The organism is Streptomyces sp. ATCC 21386 (assembly GCF_018728545.1).
In the GTDB taxonomy this organism is placed as follows: domain Bacteria; phylum Actinomycetota; class Actinomycetes; order Streptomycetales; family Streptomycetaceae; genus Streptomyces.
In genome coordinates this window covers 7119348-7138153 of sequence record NZ_JAAVVL010000001.1, presented here as the reverse complement: position 1 = coordinate 7138153, position 18806 = coordinate 7119348, and the positions used below count along the sequence as shown (strand labels likewise).

The window sequence follows — 18806 nt, the reverse complement described above, 5'->3', positions numbered from 1 at the left end:
TCAGTTGAGGCTCGTCGGACCCCGCGTCAGCTCCGACGCGGGCAACGACGGCAGACTACGGATGATCGCGGACTCGGCGCGCAGGAGTTTCAGCTCGTCCCGCAGCCGGGACGCCGTGTCGGGGGCCTGGAGGAGTCGCTGCTTGGCGGGCGTGTCGAGCATCATCGCCGCCGCGACCAGGTACGAGACGACGGCCGGCTCGTCGGGCAGGTCCGCGCCGGTCGACAGGGAGCGCTCCCGGGCGCCCGCGAGCCGCTTCTGGTACTGGCGGAACGCCCGCAGCACACCCTCGGCGAGGGCGCCCGCCTCGTCGCCCGGGTCCTCCGGCAGTTCCTCCAGGTCCGCCACGAGGAACGGCCCCGTGGTGTCCACCGAGAGCAGGCGTACACGGGTGGTCCCGGTCGCGAGTACCTCGAAGGTGCCGTTGTCGCGCTCCCGGATGGTGGCCGCGTCCGCGATACAGCCCACGGAGTGGAACGCCTTCGTCGGTTCCTCGCCGAAACCCGCCGTGGGGCCCCGCTCGGGCAGCGCGGTCGGATCCGGCATGCCCGGCGCGCTCGGCGCGACCTCGTGGCCGTCGCGGATGGCGACCACGGCGAAGCGGCGGGGTTGGTCCTCGGGGGTCTTCAGCAACTCGCGCATCATGGCGCGATAGCGCTCCTCGAAGATGTTCAGAGGAAGCACGAGCCCCGGGTACAACACCGAGTTCAGGGGGAAGAGCGGCAGCCGGACGGTGGTCACGAGGCCAGAGCCTAATGGTCGTCGGGGCGCGCGCGTTCGTCCGTACTCGTTTGGTGACCTCCCGGGAGCGCTACCCTTCGGCCCGCGCCGGCCTCTCCCGCCGCTCCCACAGCGGGATCGAGCACGCCACCTCCAGCCGTACGCCGTCCCGCAGCTGGAGGAACTGGCCCAGCGGATCGTCCGACACCCGGTCCCAGGGGAACGACGTGGCGTACGGGCCGATCGCGCGTAACTGGGCCAGGGCGTCGGACCAGCGCTCCAGCCTGACGAGGACGTAGGTCAGCAGGTTGCGGACCTCGGCCGGCCAGGGGTCGCCGGGCCCGTACTCGGCGGAGAGCGCGATCGCGCCGTCCGCCGCCCGGTCCAGACGCGCGCGCGGGACCTCGGCCCCGCCGCCGTCGAGGAGGTGGGCGAAGGCCGCCCGGACCGGCAGGGCCCGGACGAGGGACCCGGGGAGCGCGTCCTCGGCGGCCCGCTCGGCGAAGTCGAAGGACTCGCGGGGCGAGCCGTACCACGCGGCGGACAGGTACTTCAGGGCCGAGACATGACAGCCGTAGTGGTGCGGTGAGCGGCGGACCGCCTCCGTCCACAGCCGCTCGAAGCCGGTGTGGCCCAGGCCCGTGCCCCGGGCGTGGTCGAGCGCGATCCGCCAGGGCACCGGATCACGCGGTTCGCCCTCGGCCGCCGCCGTGATCAACGGGCCGGCCTCCCGCAGCAGTTCCGCCCGGGCGGGGGAGCGCCAGCCGCGGGCCACCGCCAGCTCCGCCCTGATCAGCAGGACGTCCGGGTCGTGCGGTGCGGCCCGGTGCCAGCTCCGCAGCCACGTGTCGCGCGCGTGGGCGAAGGCCGCGAGCCGCAGCGCGTACCGGTCGCGGTTCTCCCACTCGGCGGCCTCCCGGGTGGTCGCCAGCAGTTTCGCCACGGGTGTGTGGTCACCGCGGCCGGCCGCCACCAGCGCGGGCCCGAGCCGCTCGTCGGGGGCGTCGAGCAGCACCTCGTCGTCGGCGGGCAGGCCCACGGCGAGCCGTGAGGTGTGGCGTGCCATCCGGGCGGTGCGGACGAGCGCGCGCAGCGGATCCATGGCGCCTGGCCCCCTTCGCGCCTCGCCCGGGGCCGCTTCTCGCGGACCGGGTGCGCACCGTCGTGGCGGTGCGAACTGATGGTTTCGGTACGAAGACGGAGGGCGGACGAGTCAGGTTGTCTGATTCGGCGATCAGACCAAAAACGCCGGTCAACTCCTGAACGGATCCGGTCAGTTCCGGCTCAGGAGGCGGGTGGCGCCCGCCGCCACCGACGTCGCCAGGATCCAGCCCAGGATGATGACCACCGCTGCCAGCCACTGCCAGCCGCCCCGCAGCTGCCAGTAGCCGACCTGGCCGAGCTCGATGACCGGCAGCAGCAGGTCCAGGGCGAACAGGGACGGGTTCCAGTGCGGATGCTCGCCGCTCTTCATCGGCGGATGGTCGGCGTGCGAGAAGGCGTACGAGGTCAGCGCCCACAGCACCGCCATCCACACCGCGGCCCGGCCCGGCCGGTACCCGTACGCGACCGTCCAGTCCTGCACGTACCCCCAGAGCTTGGCCGCCAGCGGCAGGTTCTCCCGCCGGTGGCGCTGCTTGGCGAGGAGCACCTCGCGGGCGCCCTCGTCGTCCCCGCCTGCCCGCAGCACGGTCGCCAGGCGCTCGTACGGCTCCGGGCTGTACTCGGCGGTCGCCGCCGCCACCCACTCCAGCCGCCCGGCCAGCGGGAACCGGTCGCGCGGCACGAGGCTCTCGTACTGGAAGCCGTCCATGCGCAGATTGCCCGGACCCGGCCAGCTCTCCGACTTGTCGATCAGGACACCGACCCGGGCCCCCGACAGGACGACCTTGCCGCGCTCGGGTCGCTCGCCGAGGAACCGCAGCTCGGGCACCTGGACGCGGCGCAGCGACAGCTCCTGTTCGTCCGTGAAGGTGAACCGGGCCCGCTCCAGGTCGACGGAGTCCCCGAACCGTCCGTCGTCGAGCCGGATCCCGCCCTGGCACTCGAACCGCTGCACCCGGGTGCCGCGCGCCGGAGTGCTGCCGCTGGTGTGCAGCGGATTGCCGAGGCCGGCCGGGGTCAGGTACAGGGTGCGCTCCACGGTCAGCTGCGGCGCGTTCAGGGCGAGGCGGCCGTAGGGGTTGGCGAGCCGGCTGCCGCGCAGACTGAGCGAGGCGCCGACCGTCGCGCCGCGCAGACTCAGCTCGCCGTGCGACTCCAGCATCTCGGCCTGCACGTCCTGCGCGACGGTCAGCCCGTCGGCGGAGAGCGAGCGGCCGTGCCGGTCCCGGTAGACGACCGCCTGGTTGAGCAGCAGATCGGTGCCGATCTGGGCATCCGCCAGCCGCACCCCGTTGTGGAACCGGCAGCGCGGCAGATGCAGATCGCCCTCCGTCTGCAGCCGGGCGGCCTCCAGCCGGGGCACCGAGCAGTCCACCAGCCGAATCGTCGTGAACCGGGCCTCCGGCAGCAGGATCTCCTTCTCGAACCGGCAGCCCTTCAGCTCCACGTACGGCACCACCTGGCCGCCCGCCAGCTCCAGGACGCCCTTGATCTGGACACCGACCAGCTTCAGCGCGGACACCCGGCCGGCCAGCGCGGGCGGCCCGTCCAGCAGCAGCCAGGCCACGATCCGGGCCCGTACCGTCCGCTCTGCACCCCAGGGGTGGCCGCCGTGCGGATCGTCCACGGCGACGTCCCCGTCCCGCAGGTCGTACACGCTGCCGTTGCGGAAGGCCTGCCACATCCCCGCCTCGGCGGCGGTCAGGTCGTCCGGCAGCTCCCCGTCGTCCCGGATGCCGGGCCCCTCGCTCACGACTCTTCCTTCCCCCGTCCTCCGCATTCGCGTGTATCGCGCAACTGTTTACGCTGGTGATGCCCGCTGAGTGACAGCCTGAACGCTAGACGTGAAGAGGATCTTCCGGGTTCCGCGCGTGCGCGTATCAGCCATTGGAACGCGCGGACGGCCGCCTGCGCGGGTCTGAGAGAATTGGGCCTGTGATCTCCCGAATCGATCTGCGCGGCGACGCCCTCCCCGAGGGACCCGCCCTGCGCGACCTGCTGCCCCGAGCCGACTTCGACGTCTCGGCCGCCCTGGAGAAGGTGCGTCCGATCTGCGAGGCCGTGCATCATCGGGGCGACGCGGCGCTGATCGACTTCGCGGAGAAGTTCGACGGGGTGCGCCTGACCTCCGTGCGGGTCCCGGCCGAGGCCCTCACGCGGGCGCTGGAGCAGCTCGACCCGGCCGTCCGCGCGGCCCTGGAGGAGTCGATCCGCCGCGCCCGCACCGTCCACCGCGCGCAGCGCCGCACCACCCACACCACCCAGGTCGTCCCCGGCGGCACCGTCACCGAGAAGTGGGTGCCGGTCGAGCGCGTCGGCCTCTACGCCCCCGGCGGCCGGTCCGTCTACCCCTCGTCCGTGATCATGAACGTGGTCCCGGCGCAGGAGGCGGGCGTCCCCTCCATCGCGCTCGCCTCGCCGGCGCAGGCCGAGTTCGACGGGCTTCCGCACCCCACGATCCTGGCCGCCTGCGCCCTGCTCGGCGTCGACGAGGTCTACGCGGCCGGTGGCGCCACCGCCGTGGCGATGTTCGCCCACGGCACCGAGTCCTGCCCGCCCGCCCCCATGGTCACCGGCCCGGGCAACATCTGGGTGGCCGCCGCCAAGCGGTACTTCACCGGTGTCATCGGCATCGACTCCGAGGCGGGCCCGACCGAGATCGCGGTCCTCGCCGACGACACCGCCGACCCGGTGCACGTCGCCGCCGACCTGATCAGCCAGGCCGAGCACGACCCGCTGGCCGCCGCCGTGCTCGTCACCGACTCCGTCGCGCTCGCCGACGCCGTCGAGAAGGAGCTCCAGCCGCAGGTCGAGGCCACCAAGCACATCGAGGACCGCATCCGGCCCGCCCTGGCCGGGCGGCAGTCCGCGATCGTCCTGGTCGACGGCGTCGACGAGGGCCTGCGCGTCGTCAACGCCTACGGCGCCGAGCACCTGGAGATCCAGACGGCCGACGCCGCCCGGGTCGCCGAGCGGGTCGTCAACGCGGGTGCGATCTTCATCGGCCCCTGGGCGCCGGTCTCGCTGGGCGACTACGCGGCCGGCTCCAACCACGTCCTGCCGACCGGCGGCTGCGCCTGCCACTCCTCCGGTCTGTCCGTCCAGTCCTTCCTGCGCGGTATCCACATCGTCGACTACACCGAGGACGCGCTGGCCGAGGTCGCGCACCACGTGGTGACGCTGGCGGAGGCGGAGGACCTCCCCGCGCACGGCGCGGCGATCAAGGCAAGGTTCGGCTGGAAGGTACCTGGCAAGTGAGCTTCGGAATCGACGATCTCCCCGTACGGGACGAACTGCGCGGCAAGAGCCCCTACGGCGCGCCCCAGCTCGACGTCCCCGTACGCCTGAACACCAACGAGAACCCGTACCCCCTGCCCGAGCCGCTGGTCGAGCGGATCACCGAGCGGGTGCGCGAGGCCGCCCGGCACCTCAACCGCTACCCGGACCGGGACGCGGTCGAGCTGCGGACCCGGCTCGCCGAGTACCTGTCGAAGACCTCCGGGTACGAGGTCGGCGTGGCGAACGTGTGGGCGGCCAACGGCTCCAACGAGGTCATCCAGCAGCTGCTGCAGACCTTCGGCGGGCCCGGCCGCACGGCCATCGGCTTCGAGCCCTCGTACTCCATGCACGGGCTGATCTCGCGCGGCACCGGCACCGGCTGGATCTCCGGCCCGCGCCACGACGACTTCACGATCGACCTCGCCGCCGCCGAGAAGGCCGTCGCCGAGCACCGGCCCGACGTCGTCTTCATCACCACCCCCAACAACCCCACGGGCAACGCGGTCCCACGGGACACCGTCCTCGCGCTGTACGAGGCCGCGCAGGCCGCGCGGCCCTCGATGGTCGTCGTCGACGAGGCGTACATCGAGTTCAGCCACGGCGACTCGCTGCTGCCGCTGCTCGACGGACGCCCGAACCTCGTCGTCTCCCGCACGATGTCCAAGGCCTTCGGCGCGGCCGGTCTGCGCCTCGGCTACCTCGCCGCGCACCCGGCGGTCGTCGACGCCGTCCAGCTCGTCCGGCTGCCGTACCACCTCTCCGCCGTCACCCAGGCGACCGCGCTGGCCGCCCTGGAGCACACCGACACCCTCCTCGGCTACGTCGAACAGCTGAAGTCGGAGCGGGACCGGCTCGTCGCGGAGCTGCGCGCCATCGGCTACGAGGTGACCGAGTCCGACGCGAACTTCGTGCAGTTCGGCCGCTTCGCCGACGCCCACGAGGTCTGGCGCAGGATCCTCGACCGGGGCGTCCTGGTCCGGGACAACGGTGTGCCGGGATGGCTGCGGGTCACCGCCGGAACCCCCGCCGAGAACGACGCGTTCCTCGACGCGGTACGTGAAATGAAGAAGGAGCAGAGCGCATGAGCCGCGTAGGACGTGTTGAGCGGACCACGAAGGAGACCTCGGTCCTCGTCGAGATCAACCTCGACGGCACAGGCAAGACGGAGATCTCCACCGGGGTCGGCTTCTACGACCACATGCTCGACCAGCTCGGCCGCCACGGTCTGTTCGACCTCACCGTGAAGACCGACGGCGACCTGCACATCGACTCCCACCACACCATCGAGGACACCGCCCTCGCGCTGGGCGCCGCCTTCAAGCAGGCCCTCGGCGACAAGGTGGGCATCTACCGCTTCGGCAACTGCACGGTCCCGCTGGACGAGTCCCTCGCCCAGGTCACCGTCGACCTCTCCGGCCGCCCGTACCTCGTGCACACCGAGCCCGAGAAGATGGCGCCGATGATCGGCGAGTACGACACCACCATGACCCGGCACATCCTGGAGTCCTTCGTCGCCCAGGCCCAGATCGCGCTGCACGTGCACGTGCCGTACGGGCGCAACGCCCACCACATCGTCGAATGCCAGTTCAAGGCGCTGGCCCGGGCGCTGCGCTACGCCTCCGAGCGCGACCCGCGCGCGGCCGGCATCCTGCCCTCCACGAAGGGCGCGCTGTGAACGGTCTGTCCACCGTCCTGATCGTCGTCGGCCTCTTCCTGGTCGGCGGGATCATCTCGTTCGCCAAGCAGCAGATGCCCAAGAGCCTCATCACGCTGCTCTCGATCGGCGCCGCGATGTGCCTCGTCGCGGGCATCCTGCGGCTGGAGGTGTGGAATTGAGCACCGCGTCCAAGAAGGTCGTCGTCTTCGACTACGGCTTCGGCAACGTGAGGTCCGCCGAGCGCGCCCTCGCACGCACCGGCGCCGAGGTCGAGATAACGCGTGACTTCGACCGGGCCATGAACGCCGACGGGCTGCTGGTCCCCGGTGTCGGCGCCTTCGCCGCCTGCATGAAGGGCCTCAAGGAGGCACGCGGCGACTGGATCATCGACCGGCGTCTGTCCGGCGGCCGCCCGGTGATGGGCATCTGCGTCGGCATGCAGATCCTCTTCGCACGCGGCATCGAACACGGCGTGGAGACCGAGGGCCTCGACGAGTGGCCCGGAGCGGTCGAACCGCTCCAGGCCGAGATCGTGCCCCACATGGGCTGGAACACCGTCGACGCCCCGGCCGGCACCGAGCTGTTCGCCGGCCTCGACGCCGACGCCCGCTTCTACTTCGTGCACTCCTACGCCGTCCACGACTGGACCCTGGAGACCCACAACCCGACCCTGACCACCCCCAAGGTCACCTGGTCCACGCACGGCAAACCGTTCGTGGCGGCCGTGGAGAACGGCGCCCTGTGGGCCACGCAGTTCCACCCCGAGAAGTCCGGCGACGCCGGAGCGCAGCTGCTGAACAACTGGATCGGAACCCTGTAGCCATGGCAAAGCTCGAACTCCTCCCCGCCGTCGACGTCCGTGACGGCCAGGCGGTCCGGCTCGTCCACGGCGAGTCCGGCACCGAGACCTCCTACGGCTCCCCGCTCCAGGCCGCCCTCGCCTGGCAGGGCGCGGGCGCCGAGTGGCTGCACCTGGTCGACCTCGACGCGGCGTTCGGCACCGGCGACAACCGGGACCTGGTCGCCGAGGTCACCCGGGCGATGGACATCAAGGTCGAGCTGTCCGGCGGCATCCGGGACGACGCCTCCCTGGCGAAGGCCCTGGCCACCGGCTGCACCCGGGTCAACCTCGGCACCGCCGCCCTGGAGAGCCCCGAGTGGGTCGCCAAGGTCATCGCCGAGCACGGCGACCGGATCGCCGTGGGCCTCGACGTACGCGGTACGACGCTCAAGGGCCGGGGCTGGACCCGCGACGGCGGCGACCTCTACGAGACGCTGGAGCGCCTCGACAAGGAGGGCTGCGCGCGGTACGTGGTCACGGACATCGCCAAGGACGGCACCCTCCAGGGCCCGAACCTGGAGCTGCTGAGGAACGTCTGCGCGGCCACCGACCGCCCGGTCGTCGCCTCCGGCGGAGTCTCCTCCCTCGACGACCTGCGGGCCATCGCCGAGCTGGTGCCCCTCGGTGTCGAGGGGGCCATCGTCGGGAAGGCCCTGTACGCGAAGGCGTTCACCCTGGAAGAGGCCCTGGCGGCCACGTCCTGAGAGGGGACACGGAGTCATGACGTCCGATGGCGTACGGCGGGTGCAGAGCGGGAGTCCCTGGGAGGAGTCCTTCGGTTTCGCGCGCGCCGTCGCGGCGGGCGACCGCGTCCTGGTGGCGGGCACGACCGCCTTCAAGGGCGAGGTGCTCCACGGGGAGGGCGACCCCTACGAGCAGGCCAAGGTGGCCTTCACCAGCGCGGTCGGGGCCCTCGCCGAGTTCGGGCTCGGGGCCGAGTCCGTGATCCGCACCCGGATGTACCTGACGCACATGCGGGACGTGGAAGCCGTGGGGCGGGCCCACAAGGAGATCTTCGACCCGGTGCGTCCGGCCTCGACCCTGCTGGTCGTGGAGGGATTCGTCGACCCGCGCATCCTCGTCGAAGTAGAGATCGAAGCATTCCGGGGCTAGGCCGCTGTCGGGCCTGGCCCAGCCTTTCTGGGTATTTCTGGGTTTTCTAAGGAGCCGTGGATTCATGACCCTGGCGGTCCGAGTCATCCCCTGCCTGGACGTGGACAACGGCCGGGTCGTCAAGGGTGTCAACTTCCAGAACCTGCGCGACGCGGGCGACCCCGTCGAGATGGCGAAGGTGTACGACGCCGAGGGCGCCGACGAGCTGACGTTCCTCGACATCACCGCCTCGTCGGGCAACCGCGAGACCACCTACGACGTGGTGCGCCGCACCGCCGAGCAGGTCTTCATCCCGCTGACCGTCGGCGGCGGCGTCCGCACCGCCGAGGACGTCGACAAGCTGCTGCGGGCCGGCGCGGACAAGGTCGGCGTCAACACGGCGGCGATCGCCCGCCCCGACCTGATCCGTGAGATCGCCGAGCGGTTCGGCCGCCAGGTGCTGGTGCTCTCGGTCGACGCGCGCCGCACGGATTCGGGCTCCTTCGAGGTCACCACCCACGGCGGCCGCAAGGGCACCGGCATCGACGCCGTCGAGTGGGCCCACCGGGCCGCCGAGCTGGGCGCGGGCGAGATCCTGCTCAACTCGATGGACGCGGACGGCACCAAGGACGGCTACGACCTGGAGATGATCGCCGCCGTGCGTAAGCACGTCACCGTACCGGTCATCGCCTCCGGCGGCGCCGGCAAGCTCGCCGACTTCTCCCCGGCCATCGAGGCGGGCGCCGACGCCGTCCTCGCCGCCTCCGTCTTCCACTTCGGCGACCTGCGCATCGGCCAGGTCAAGGACGCGCTGCGCGGGGCCGGGCACCCCGTACGCTGAGGCCGTCGGACCCGGGGCGCCCGGGTGCCCCGGCCGCCAGGCGACCGGGGCTTGCGCCGACTCCGCTCAGATCCCCAGCTGCTTCGTCTCGTGCAGCTTGGTGATCGCCTCCTTGTCGCCCTCCAGCTCCACGTCGGCCACCTGCTGGCGGCCGTACAGGAACAGCAGCAGCTCGGACGGCTCACCGGTGACGGTGACCACCGGGGTACCGCGACGGGCCACCGCCGTCCGGCCGTCGGGACGGCGCAGGACCAGCCCGGTGGGGGAGCCCCGGCCCATGAGCCGGGCGGTGCGCTCCAGACGGGACCACAGGGCGTCCTGGAAGACATGGTCGAGCTCGCGCGGCGACCACTCGGGCCGGGCCCGGCGGATGTCCTCGGTGTGCACGTAGAACTCGATCGTGTTCGAGGCCTCGTCGATCTGCTTCAGGGAGAAGGGCGAGAAACGCGGCGGACCGGTACGGACGAGCTGGATCAGCTCCTCGTAGGGCTTCGCGGCGAACTCCTCCATCACCCGGTCCAGGCGCGACGCGAGCTGCTTGATGAGGATGCCCCCGGCGGCGTCGGGGCGGCGCTCGCGCACCACCACGTGCGCCGCCAGATCACGGGTCGTCCAGCCCTCGCACAGGGTAGGGGCCTCGGGGCCCGCGGTCTCCAACAGGTCGGCGAAGAGAAGCCGTTCACGCTTGGCATGGGTCGACATGCCAGCCAGCCTACGACCGTGCCTGCGCTGCGCCCAGCGCAGGTCCAGCCGATCCATGGCCACGGATACCCGGACGGTCGCCACACACGGTCCGGTCAGTCGCCACGCGGTCCGGTCATTCGTACGACAAGAGGGTCCGGCCTGTGGACAACCGGCAAGGCCGGTCCGCGAGGCGCGGCACAATGGCACGCATGACCAGCACGCCGTCCCCCAGCAGCCCTCTCCCTCCCGGAGCCCCCGTCGGCCCGGGCACCCCCAGCGCGCTGGACCCCGAGATCGCCGCCCGCCTCAAGCGCGGCGCCGACGGGCTCCTGCCCGCCATCGCCCAGCAGTACGACACCGGCGAGGTGCTCATGCTCGGCTGGATGGACGACGAGGCCCTGCACCGCACCCTCACCACCGGGCGCTGCACCTACTGGTCGCGCAGCCGCCGCGAGTACTGGGTCAAGGGCGACACCTCCGGCCACTTCCAGTGGGTGAAGTCCGTCGCCCTGGACTGCGACGCCGACACCCTCCTCGTCAAGGTCGACCAGATCGGCGCCGCCTGCCACACCGGCGACCGCACCTGCTTCGACGAGGCCGTGCTCAAGGCCGTGGAGGGCGCCCCGGGCACCACCGATTCCGACGTACCGTCACTGGATCAGTAAGGTCAGCCGCCATGGACCTCGAGACGTTCCGCAAGCTGGCCACCGACCGGCGTGTCATCCCCGTCAGCCGCAAGCTCCTCGCCGACGGCGACACCCCCGTCGGGCTCTACCGCAAGCTCGCCGCCGAGCGCCCCGGCACCTTCCTGCTGGAGTCCGCGGAGAACGGCCGCACGGCGTTCAAGTGGTCTCGTTACTCCTTCGTGGGCGTCCGCAGCCACGCCACCCTCACCGCCCGCGACGGCGAGGCCCACTGGCTCGGCACCCCACCCGTCGGCGTCCCCGTCGACGGCGACCCCCTCGCCGCGCTGCGCGCCACCATCGAGGCGCTCCACACTCCGCACCAGGAAGGCATGCCGCCCTTCACCGGCGGCATGGTCGGCTACCTCGGCTACGACATCGTGCGCCGCCTGGAGAAGATCGGCCCCGGCGAGCGGGACGACCTCAAGCTCCCCGAGCTGACCATGCTGCTGACCAGCGACCTGGCGGTCATGGACCACTGGGAGGGCTCGGTCCTGCTGATCGCCAACGCCATCAACCACAACGACCTGGACACCGGAGTCGACGAGGCGCACGCCGACGCGATCGCCCGCCTCGACGCCATGGAGGCCGACCTCGCCAGGCCCGTCGCCCAGCCCCCGGCGTCCCTCCCGCCCTCCGAGCTGCCCGAGTACACCGCGCTGTGGGGCGGCCCCGACTTCCAGGAGGCCGTCGAGGACATCAAGGAGCGCATCCGGGCCGGGGAGGCCTTCCAGGTCGTCCCCTCCCAGCGTTTCGAAACCCCGTGCACGGCGAGCGCGTTGGACGTCTACCGGGTCCTGAGGGCCACCAACCCCTCCCCGTACATGTACCTGTTCCGCTTCGACGGTTTCGACGTCGTCGGCTCCTCCCCCGAGGCCCTGGTCAAGGTCGAGGACGGACGGGCCATGGTCCACCCCATCGCCGGCACCCGGCACCGGGGCGCCACCCCCCAGGAGGACCAGGCCCTCGCCGACGAACTGCTCGCCGACCCCAAGGAGCGCGCCGAGCACCTGATGCTCGTCGACCTGGGACGCAACGACCTGGGCCGGGTCTGCGAACCGGGCTCGGTCGAGGTCGTCGACTTCATGTCCGTCGAGCGGTACTCGCACGTGATGCACATCGTGTCCACCGTCACCGGCCGGGTCGCACCGGGCCGCACCGCCTTCGACGTCCTCACCGCCTGCTTCCCCGCCGGCACCCTCTCCGGCGCCCCCAAGCCGCGCGCCATGCAGATCATCGACGAACTGGAGCCGTCCCGCCGCGGCCTGTACGGCGGCTGCGTCGGTTACCTCGACTTCGCCGGGGACTCCGACACCGCCATCGCCATCCGCACGGCCCTCCTCAGGGACGGCACGGCCTACGTCCAGGCAGGCGCCGGCATCGTCGCCGACTCCGACCCGGTCGCCGAGGACACCGAATGCCGCAACAAGGCGGCCGCGGTCCTGAGAGCGGTGCACACGGCCAACCGGCTCGGACAACAGGGCGCTTCTCACTCGAACCCCGGGTGACAACCCACCCGGGGCCCAGGCGATAGTGGAGTACGTGACCGCAGCACCGCACCCCCCTTCCGAACCCGCTTCCCTCCGCTCCGGTCGGCGCAGTCTCGCCCTGGCGCTGCTCAGCGGTGCCCTCGGCGCGGCCGTCGTGCTGCTCGCCACCCGGCAGCGCTGGTCGGAGGGCACCATCACGGTGGCCGGCGGCCCCTTCCCGCTGACCGCCAAGGGCAGTGACGTCACCGGCGTCCCGGCGTCCCTCGCCGTCGTGGGCCTCGCCGCCCTCGTCGCCGTCTTCGCGGTACGCCGGTCCGGGCGCGTCCTGGTCGCGGCCCTGCTCGCGCTCTCCGGCGCGGGCATCATCGCCGCCGCGCTGCTCGGCGCGAACGACAGCTCGGCGCTCGACGACAAGGCGGCCGAGGCCTCCGGCGACACCGCCGCGACCGTCGACGCGCTCAGCCACACCGGCTGGCCCTACGTCGCGGCCGCCGGCGGCGCGCTCATCCTGCTCGCCGGGCTGCTCGCCCTGCGCTACGGACGGCTGTGGCCCACGATGTCCGGCCGCTACGAGCGCGACGGCACCCCCCGCCCCCGCAAGGCCCGGCCGGTCGACCCCGACCGCCCCGAGGACATGTGGAAGGCCCTGGACCGGGGCGAGGACCCGACGGGCCCCGATCCGCTGTAGGCCGACACGGACCACGGACCGGACGAGGTCGGGAACGTGAGAGTGGACACCCCCGCTCATGGCACCCGTACTCGTACGGAACAATGGACGGCGAGCGTCCGACTCAGCACAGGCATCGAGCGTCACGCATCGAGCACGACGCAATGAACAACGAGGAGCAAGTCATGGCGGGCAGCAGCCACGGTCACACCCCGGCCGCCTGGACCGGCGTCACCATCGCCTTCATCGGTTTCTGCGTCTCGGGCGCCTACATGGTGATGGCCCAGCCGCTGGGATTCTGGGCCGGCATGGTCATCGTCGTCCTCGGCGGCGTCGTCGGCATGGTCATGCGCGCCATGGGCATGGGCCAGCCGAAGGACGCGCACGCCGTGTACGAGACGGCGGCGGTGCGCGCCAACACCACCGCAACCCCCGAGCCGGCCGCCGCCAAGAGCTGACGTCGCACGAGGGGCGACCGGGCGGCACGACCGCCGGGCCGCCCCTCGTGCGCGTGTACGGCCCGCGCGGGGCAGAATGCGGTGTGTGAACGCCGAGACCGCACCGACCACCCCGCATCGGGGCCGCGCGCTGCGCGGCCTCTGGGTGCCCGCCGCAGCGCTCACGGCCGTCGGCAGCGCCTTCGCGTACGTCGCGGCCGTGGACCCCAACGAACCCGGCCACTACCCGGTCTGCCCGCTGTGGCGCTTCACCGGCCTCTACTGCCCCGGCTGCGGCGGCCTGCGCAGCGCCCACGCCTTCGCGCACGGCGACCTGGCGACCGCGCTCACCGACAACGCGCTGGCCGTCGCGGGCTTTTTCGGGTTCGCGGTGCTGTGGACCGTCTGGGTGGTCCAGGTGGCGCGCGGACGACCGCTGCGCCTGCGGTTCGGGACCGTTCAGGCGTGGTCGCTCGGCGCATTGGCCCTGGTCTTCACGGTTGTCCGGAACCTGCCGTTCGGCGGCTGGCTCCATCCTTGACCGATCGGTGAACGTCCAGGTGGTGGGACTGCCGTCAACCGGATGCGAGGCCTACGCCCTCCTGCGGATACCATCGCAGTAACTGCCTGAACACTGAGAACCGGTCGACTGTCAATACATGACAGTCAAACGTTGTCTCTGATTTTTGCCGTTCCCATCGTTTCACCGTCTGAAAGGGGGCCGCTCGCGTGAGTGTGCTCGACGAGATCATCGACGGAGTCCGTGCCGACCTCGCGGAGCGGCAGGCGCGCGTCAGCCTCGACGAGCTCAAGGAGCGCGCGGCGAAGGCTCCGGCGGCCAAGGACGGCGTGGCCGCGCTGCGCGGCGACGGCGTCAAGGTGATCTGCGAGGTCAAGCGCTCCAGCCCCTCCAAGGGCGCGCTCGCCGCGATCGCCGACCCGGCCGGTCTGGCCGCCGACTACGAGGCGGGCGGCGCGGCCGTCATCTCCGTCCTCACCGAGCAGCGCCGCTTCGGCGGCTCGCTGGCCGACCTGGAGGCCGTCCGCGCCCGCGTGGACATCCCCGTCCTGCGCAAGGACTTCATCGTCACCTCGTACCAGCTGTGGGAGGCACGGGCCTACGGCGCCGACGTGGCTCTGCTGATCGTCGCGGCCCTCGACCAGCCGGCGCTGGAGTCGCTGATCGAGCGCGCCGAGTCCATCGGGCTCACCCCGCTCGTCGAGGTGCACGACGAGGACGAGGTGGAGCGCGCGGTCGACGCCGGCGCCCGGGTGATCGGCGTCAACGCCCGCAACCTCAAGACCCTCGAGGTCGACCGCACCACGTTCGAGCGGGTCGCCCCCGAGATCCCCGACTCCATCGTCAAGATCGCCGAGTCCGGCGTCCGGGGTCCGCACGACCTCATCGCCTACGCCAACGCCGGCGCCGACGCGGTCCTCGTGGGCGAGTCCCTCGTCACCGGCAAGGACCCCAAGACCGCCGTCGCCGACCTCGTGGCCGCGGGCGAGCACCCGGCGCTGCGGCACGGCCGGAGCTGAACCGGCCATGACCGCCCGCGCCTTCGCCGCCGACCGGCCGGGATCCGTCCCGGCCGGGGCGCCGGGGCGCGGCGGATCCGCCGTACCGGTCGTGGTCACCCACACGGGTGAGCCGGGGCCGGTAGGCTGTGCCCCGATGTTCTCGATCACCATGACTCCCAGGGACCCCTACGCCCGCCTCGCGCGCGGGTGCCGTCCCCGTGGCTGCCGGGCGCCCGCCCGCCGCGTCCACGGGCGCCGGGTCCGCTACGTCATCGGTGACGAGCCGGGTCAGGTGAACGGCATGCGATGGCCCAGGACACGTACGCGGCGCCCTGCGGGCAGCTGAGCCGCGTCTCCCTTCGCTGAACGCCGGGTGTCGCGTCCCCGGCGGCAGGCGGGAGCGGAGACGGCCGGTTCGGCCCCGCCGATCGACGCCTTCGTGGTCGCTCGCCCTCGCGGCGGGTGGATCGGAGCGACGGCGGGCGAGTACCGGATCCCGGCCGAGCGCGGGGACCCTGGTGCCGCGGGGCAGTGCGCCAGCCGGGGGCCCGCCCCGGTGTGCGGCGCGTACGTGATCGCTGTCAGCCGGAGTCAGACCAACGACGGGGCCACGCCCCTGCGAGGTATGCGCATGTCCAGTGAGTTCTTCATTCCCGACCCCGACGGTCAGGTTCCCAGCGCCGAGGGGTATTTCGGCGCGTTCGGCGGCAAGTTCATCCCGGAGGCGCTGGTCGCCGCCGTCGACGAGGTCGCCGTGGAGTACGACAAGGCCAAGCACGACCCCGAGTTCGCGCGCGAACTCGACGACCTGCTCGTCCACTACACCGGGCGGCCCAGCTCGCTCACCGAGGTGCCCCGGTTCGCCGAGCACGCCGGCGGAGCGCGGGTCTTCCTCAAGCGCGAGGACCTGAACCACACCGGGTCCCACAAGATCAACAACGTGCTCGGGCAGGCCCTGCTCACCAAGCGCATGGGCAAGACCCGGGTCATCGCCGAGACGGGAGCGGGCCAGCACGGCGTCGCCACCGCCACGGCCTGCGCGCTCTTCGGCCTCGACTGCACCATCTACATGGGCGAGATCGACACCCGGCGCCAGGCCTTGAACGTCGCCCGGATGCGCATGCTCGGCGCCGAGGTCGTCGCCGTGAAGTCCGGCTCCCGGACCCTCAAGGACGCCATCAACGAGGCGTTCCGGGACTGGGTCGCCAACGTCGACCGCACCCACTACCTCTTCGGTACCGTGGCCGGCCCCCACCCGTTCCCCGCGATGGTCCGCGACTTCCACCGGGTCATCGGTGTCGAGGCCAGGCGGCAGATCCTCGAACGCGCGGGACGGCTGCCCGACGCCGCCGTCGCCTGCGTGGGCGGCGGTTCCAACGCCATCGGCCTCTTCCACGCCTTCATCCCCGACGCCGGCGTACGCCTCATCGGCTGCGAGCCGGCCGGGCACGGCGTGGAGACCGGCGAGCACGCGGCGACGCTGACCGCCGGGGAGCCGGGCATCCTGCACGGCTCGCGCTCGTACGTCCTCCAGGACGAGGAGGGTCAGATCACCGAGCCGTACTCGATCTCGGCCGGCCTCGACTACCCGGGCATCGGCCCGGAGCACGCCTACCTCAAGGACAGCGGCCGCGGCGAGTACCGCGCCGTCACGGACGACGCCGCCATGCAGGCGCTGCGTCTGCTGTCGCGCACCGAGGGCATCATCCCGGCGATCGAGAGCGCCCACGCGCTCGCCGGGGCCCTGGAGGTCGGCAGGGAGCTGGGCAAGGACGGGCTGATCGTCGTCAACCTGTCCGGGCGCGGCGACAAGGACATGGACACGGCCGCGCGTTACTTCGGCCTGTACGACGGTGGTGCCGACGCCGAGGTCGCCGCCGACGCGGCCGATCTCGCCGAGATCGAGGGGGACGCCAAGTGAGCGGGAACATCCAGCTGTTGAGTGACACCCTCGCCGCCGCCAAGGCGGAGGGGCGCTCCGCGCTCATCGCCTATCTGCCGGCCGGCTTCCCGACCGTCGACGGCGGTATCGCCGCGATCAAGGCCGTGTTCGAGGGCGGCGCCGACGTCGTCGAGGTCGGGCTGCCGCACAGCGACCCGGTCCTCGACGGCCCCGTCATCCAGACCGCCGACGACATCGCCCTGCGGGGCGGCGTCAAGATCGCCGACGTGATGCGTACGGTGCGGGAGGCGCACGAGGCCACCGGGAAGCCGGTGCTGGTCATGACGTACTGGAACCCCATCGACCGCTACGGCGTCGAGCGCTTCACGGCCGAGCTCGCGGAGGCGGGCGGCGCGGGCTGCATCCTGCCCGACCTGCCCGTCCAGGAGTCGGCGCTGTGGAGGGAGCACGCGGAGAAGCACGGGCTCGGCACGGTCTTCGTGGTCGCGCCCAGCAGCAAGGACGCCCGGCTCGCCGAGATCACCGCGGCGGGCAGCGGCTTCGTCTACGCGGCCTCGCTGATGGGCGTCACGGGCACCCGCGAGTCGGTGGGCGCGCAGGCGCAGGACCTGGTGGAACGCACCCGGGCCACGGGCTCCGCCCTGCCGGTCTGCGTCGGTCTCGGGGTCTCCAACGCCGAACAGGCCGCCGAGGTCGCCGGGTTCGCCGACGGGGTGATCGTCGGCTCCGCGTTCGTGAAGCTGATGCTGGACGCGCCCGACGAGGCGGCCGGCCTGGACGCCGTACGGGAACTGGCGGGCGACCTCGCCAAGGGCGTGCGCCGGGGCGTGTGAGCGGCCGGGCCACCGCGCGGGTGACCCGGCGCGGAGGGCGCCCGTGACGTTCACCCGTTTGTCGTACGGGGATCGCTGGACGTAACGGGCAATCCGCTCACTCGAACGGGTGGAAGTGGGATCGGGGAGGCGCGGAGCGCCTCCCCGGTTCGTTCTGCGGGTTGTGAGCGAGAAGAACCGTGAGGGAAAGCGCACCGCCCGTGAACGGCTGGCGGAGGAGCGCGAGAAGCAGAAGGCCGCCGAGAAGCGCCGTCGGGTGCTGATCGTGGGCGCCTCCGTGGTGTGCGTGCTGGGGCTGGCCGCCGTGATCGGCGTGGTGGCGGCGAACGCGGGCAAGGACGACGAGGCCGGCGCCTCGGGCCCGGTCGTCGCACCCTCGGGGGCGAACGGCGAGGACAGTCTCGCGATCCCCGTCGGGGACGCCGGCGCCAGGTCGACCCTCTCCGTGTGGGAGGACTTCCGCTGCCCGGCCTGCAAATCCTTCGAGGACGCCTACCGCTCGACGATCCACGAGCTGACCGAGGCCGGGAAGCTGAAGGTCGAGTACCACCTCGCCACCCTGATCGACGGCAACATGGGCGGCAGCGGCTCCCGCACGGCCGCCAACGCCGCGGCGTGCGCACAGAACGAGAGCAAGTTCCCCGCGTACCACGACGTGCTCTTCGAGAACCAGCCGCCAGAGACGGACGACGCCTTCGCGAGCGAGACGAGGCTCCTCGACCTGGCGAAGAAGGTGGACGGCCTGGACACCGCCGCCTTCCGCACCTGCGTCGAGGACGGCAAGCACAACAGCTGGGTCGCGAAGTCGAACGAGGCCTTCCAGAAGGGCGGCTTCTCCGGCACACCTAGCGTCTTCCTCAACGGCACCAACATCTACGCGGACCAGTCCATGACCCCCGCCAAGCTGAAGCAGATGGTGGAGGCGAAGGCCGCGGGGTGAGCCAGGGGTGACTCGGGAGTGAACCGAGGGCCCCGAGGGCCACTGGGGGCCGTGGGGCGTCAAGGAACCAGGGGTACGGCGTTATGGACCCGTTGCCGGGGCGCCCGTCGTCGG

The 18806-nt window shown here is 72.0% G+C and carries 22 protein-coding genes; 18 read left to right on the top strand and 4 right to left on the bottom strand.

Annotated features, from left to right (window positions below; genetic code table 11):
- The 3 genes from GWK25_RS30705 to GWK25_RS30695 form a co-directional block, all read right to left on the bottom strand.
- Complete coding sequence (locus tag GWK25_RS30705) at positions 1–741, bottom strand: LON peptidase substrate-binding domain-containing protein (RefSeq protein WP_215454629.1); 741 nt, start codon at positions 739–741, stop codon at positions 1–3.
- A 70-nt stretch (positions 742–811) separates the two neighbouring features.
- Positions 812–1822, bottom strand: a complete 1011-nt coding sequence (locus GWK25_RS30700) for a hypothetical protein (protein ID WP_215454628.1) — start codon at positions 1820–1822, stop codon at positions 812–814.
- A gap of 171 nt (positions 1823–1993) precedes the next feature.
- Positions 1994–3577: an oxidoreductase gene (locus GWK25_RS30695; protein ID WP_215454627.1), complete on the bottom strand. Its 1584-nt coding sequence runs from the start codon at positions 3575–3577 to the stop codon at positions 1994–1996.
- Between the two features lie 182 nt (positions 3578–3759).
- Here GWK25_RS30695 and hisD point away from each other — a divergent pair, with 182 nt between their 5' ends.
- The 8 genes from hisD to hisF all read left to right on the top strand — a co-directional run bounded on the left by hisD (position 3760) and on the right by hisF (position 9534).
- A complete protein-coding gene (gene hisD, locus GWK25_RS30690; protein ID WP_215454626.1) occupies positions 3760–5082 on the top strand; it encodes a histidinol dehydrogenase in 1323 nt (440 codons plus the stop codon).
- The gene (locus tag GWK25_RS30685; RefSeq protein WP_215454625.1) at positions 5079–6188 is read left to right on the top strand and encodes a histidinol-phosphate transaminase; all 1110 of its coding nucleotides are present in this window, start codon (positions 5079–5081) and stop codon (positions 6186–6188) included. The genes hisD and GWK25_RS30685 overlap by 4 nt, the downstream gene beginning before the upstream one ends.
- Complete coding sequence (gene hisB / locus GWK25_RS30680) at positions 6185–6778, top strand: imidazoleglycerol-phosphate dehydratase HisB (RefSeq protein ID WP_149822680.1); 594 nt, start codon at positions 6185–6187, stop codon at positions 6776–6778. Before GWK25_RS30685 ends, hisB begins: the two co-directional genes overlap by 4 nt.
- Positions 6775–6939: a hypothetical protein gene (locus GWK25_RS30675; RefSeq protein WP_033528086.1), complete on the top strand. Its 165-nt coding sequence runs from the start codon at positions 6775–6777 to the stop codon at positions 6937–6939. The genes hisB and GWK25_RS30675 overlap by 4 nt, the downstream gene beginning before the upstream one ends.
- Entirely contained in the window at positions 6930–7580 is a 651-nt protein-coding gene (gene hisH / locus GWK25_RS30670) for an imidazole glycerol phosphate synthase subunit HisH (RefSeq protein ID WP_215454624.1), read from the top strand. The genes GWK25_RS30675 and hisH overlap by 10 nt, the downstream gene beginning before the upstream one ends.
- Before the next feature lie 2 nt (positions 7581–7582).
- Positions 7583–8305, top strand: a complete 723-nt coding sequence (priA, locus tag GWK25_RS30665; protein ID WP_215454623.1) for a bifunctional 1-(5-phosphoribosyl)-5-((5-phosphoribosylamino)methylideneamino)imidazole-4-carboxamide isomerase/phosphoribosylanthranilate isomerase PriA — start codon at positions 7583–7585, stop codon at positions 8303–8305.
- A 16-nt stretch (positions 8306–8321) separates the two neighbouring features.
- On the top strand, positions 8322–8714 hold the full coding sequence (locus GWK25_RS30660; protein ID WP_215454622.1) for a RidA family protein: 393 nt from the start codon (positions 8322–8324) through the stop codon (positions 8712–8714).
- Positions 8715–8778: 64 nt separating this feature from the next.
- On the top strand, positions 8779–9534 hold the full coding sequence (gene hisF, locus GWK25_RS30655) for an imidazole glycerol phosphate synthase subunit HisF (RefSeq protein ID WP_215454621.1): 756 nt from the start codon (positions 8779–8781) through the stop codon (positions 9532–9534).
- A gap of 66 nt (positions 9535–9600) precedes the next feature.
- On the opposite strand, the gene GWK25_RS30650 is transcribed toward hisF, so the two are convergent.
- Complete coding sequence (locus GWK25_RS30650) at positions 9601–10236, bottom strand: TIGR03085 family metal-binding protein (RefSeq protein WP_215454620.1); 636 nt, start codon at positions 10234–10236, stop codon at positions 9601–9603.
- A 191-nt stretch (positions 10237–10427) separates the two neighbouring features.
- Here GWK25_RS30650 and hisI point away from each other — a divergent pair, with 191 nt between their 5' ends.
- The 10 genes from hisI to GWK25_RS30605 all read left to right on the top strand — a co-directional run bounded on the left by hisI (position 10428) and on the right by GWK25_RS30605 (position 18692).
- Positions 10428–10883: a phosphoribosyl-AMP cyclohydrolase gene (gene hisI / locus GWK25_RS30645; RefSeq protein ID WP_215454619.1), complete on the top strand. Its 456-nt coding sequence runs from the start codon at positions 10428–10430 to the stop codon at positions 10881–10883.
- An 11-nt stretch (positions 10884–10894) separates the two neighbouring features.
- On the top strand, positions 10895–12409 hold the full coding sequence (locus GWK25_RS30640; RefSeq protein ID WP_215454618.1) for an anthranilate synthase component I: 1515 nt from the start codon (positions 10895–10897) through the stop codon (positions 12407–12409).
- A gap of 25 nt (positions 12410–12434) precedes the next feature.
- A complete protein-coding gene (locus GWK25_RS30635) occupies positions 12435–13079 on the top strand; it encodes a TIGR02234 family membrane protein (RefSeq protein WP_215454617.1) in 645 nt (214 codons plus the stop codon).
- Between the two features lie 164 nt (positions 13080–13243).
- Complete coding sequence (locus GWK25_RS30630; RefSeq protein WP_184895287.1) at positions 13244–13516, top strand: HGxxPAAW family protein; 273 nt, start codon at positions 13244–13246, stop codon at positions 13514–13516.
- Positions 13517–13592: 76 nt separating this feature from the next.
- On the top strand, positions 13593–14036 hold the full coding sequence (locus GWK25_RS30625) for a DUF2752 domain-containing protein (RefSeq protein ID WP_215454616.1): 444 nt from the start codon (positions 13593–13595) through the stop codon (positions 14034–14036).
- A gap of 188 nt (positions 14037–14224) precedes the next feature.
- A complete protein-coding gene (gene trpC / locus GWK25_RS30620) occupies positions 14225–15034 on the top strand; it encodes an indole-3-glycerol phosphate synthase TrpC (protein ID WP_184895289.1) in 810 nt (269 codons plus the stop codon).
- Positions 15035–15041: 7 nt separating this feature from the next.
- A complete protein-coding gene (trpM, locus tag GWK25_RS44860; RefSeq protein ID WP_374200649.1) occupies positions 15042–15362 on the top strand; it encodes a tryptophan biosynthesis modulator TrpM in 321 nt (106 codons plus the stop codon).
- 285 nt (positions 15363–15647) lie between these two features.
- Positions 15648–16937, top strand: coding sequence for a tryptophan synthase subunit beta (gene trpB, locus GWK25_RS30615; RefSeq protein ID WP_215454615.1), 1290 nt, complete (start codon positions 15648–15650; stop codon positions 16935–16937).
- Entirely contained in the window at positions 16934–17752 is an 819-nt protein-coding gene (gene trpA / locus GWK25_RS30610; RefSeq protein ID WP_215454614.1) for a tryptophan synthase subunit alpha, read from the top strand. The genes trpB and trpA overlap by 4 nt, the downstream gene beginning before the upstream one ends.
- Positions 17753–17915: 163 nt before the next feature.
- Entirely contained in the window at positions 17916–18692 is a 777-nt protein-coding gene (locus tag GWK25_RS30605) for a thioredoxin domain-containing protein (protein ID WP_215454613.1), read from the top strand.
- The last annotated feature ends 114 nt before the right edge of the window (positions 18693–18806 follow it).

Excerpts from the sequence above, each read along its gene's own strand:
- GWK25_RS30700 (WP_215454628.1), bottom strand. The coding sequence starts at position 1,822 with ATGGATCCGCTGCGCGCGCTCGTCCGCACCGCCCGGATGGCACGCCAC.
- hisB (WP_149822680.1), top strand. The coding sequence starts at position 6,185 with ATGAGCCGCGTAGGACGTGTTGAGCGGACCACGAAGGAGACCTCGGTC.
- priA (WP_215454623.1), top strand. The coding sequence starts at position 7,583 with ATGGCAAAGCTCGAACTCCTCCCCGCCGTCGACGTCCGTGACGGCCAG.
- GWK25_RS30660 (WP_215454622.1), top strand. The coding sequence starts at position 8,322 with ATGACGTCCGATGGCGTACGGCGGGTGCAGAGCGGGAGTCCCTGGGAG.
- hisF (WP_215454621.1), top strand. The coding sequence starts at position 8,779 with ATGACCCTGGCGGTCCGAGTCATCCCCTGCCTGGACGTGGACAACGGC.
- GWK25_RS30650 (WP_215454620.1), bottom strand. The coding sequence starts at position 10,236 with ATGTCGACCCATGCCAAGCGTGAACGGCTTCTCTTCGCCGACCTGTTG.
- hisI (WP_215454619.1), top strand. The coding sequence starts at position 10,428 with ATGACCAGCACGCCGTCCCCCAGCAGCCCTCTCCCTCCCGGAGCCCCC.
- GWK25_RS30640 (WP_215454618.1), top strand. The coding sequence starts at position 10,895 with ATGGACCTCGAGACGTTCCGCAAGCTGGCCACCGACCGGCGTGTCATC.
- GWK25_RS30630 (WP_184895287.1), top strand. The coding sequence starts at position 13,244 with ATGGCGGGCAGCAGCCACGGTCACACCCCGGCCGCCTGGACCGGCGTC.
- GWK25_RS30625 (WP_215454616.1), top strand. The coding sequence starts at position 13,593 with ATGCGGTGTGTGAACGCCGAGACCGCACCGACCACCCCGCATCGGGGC.
- trpM (WP_374200649.1), top strand. The coding sequence starts at position 15,042 with ATGACCGCCCGCGCCTTCGCCGCCGACCGGCCGGGATCCGTCCCGGCC.
- trpB (WP_215454615.1), top strand. The coding sequence starts at position 15,648 with ATGTCCAGTGAGTTCTTCATTCCCGACCCCGACGGTCAGGTTCCCAGC.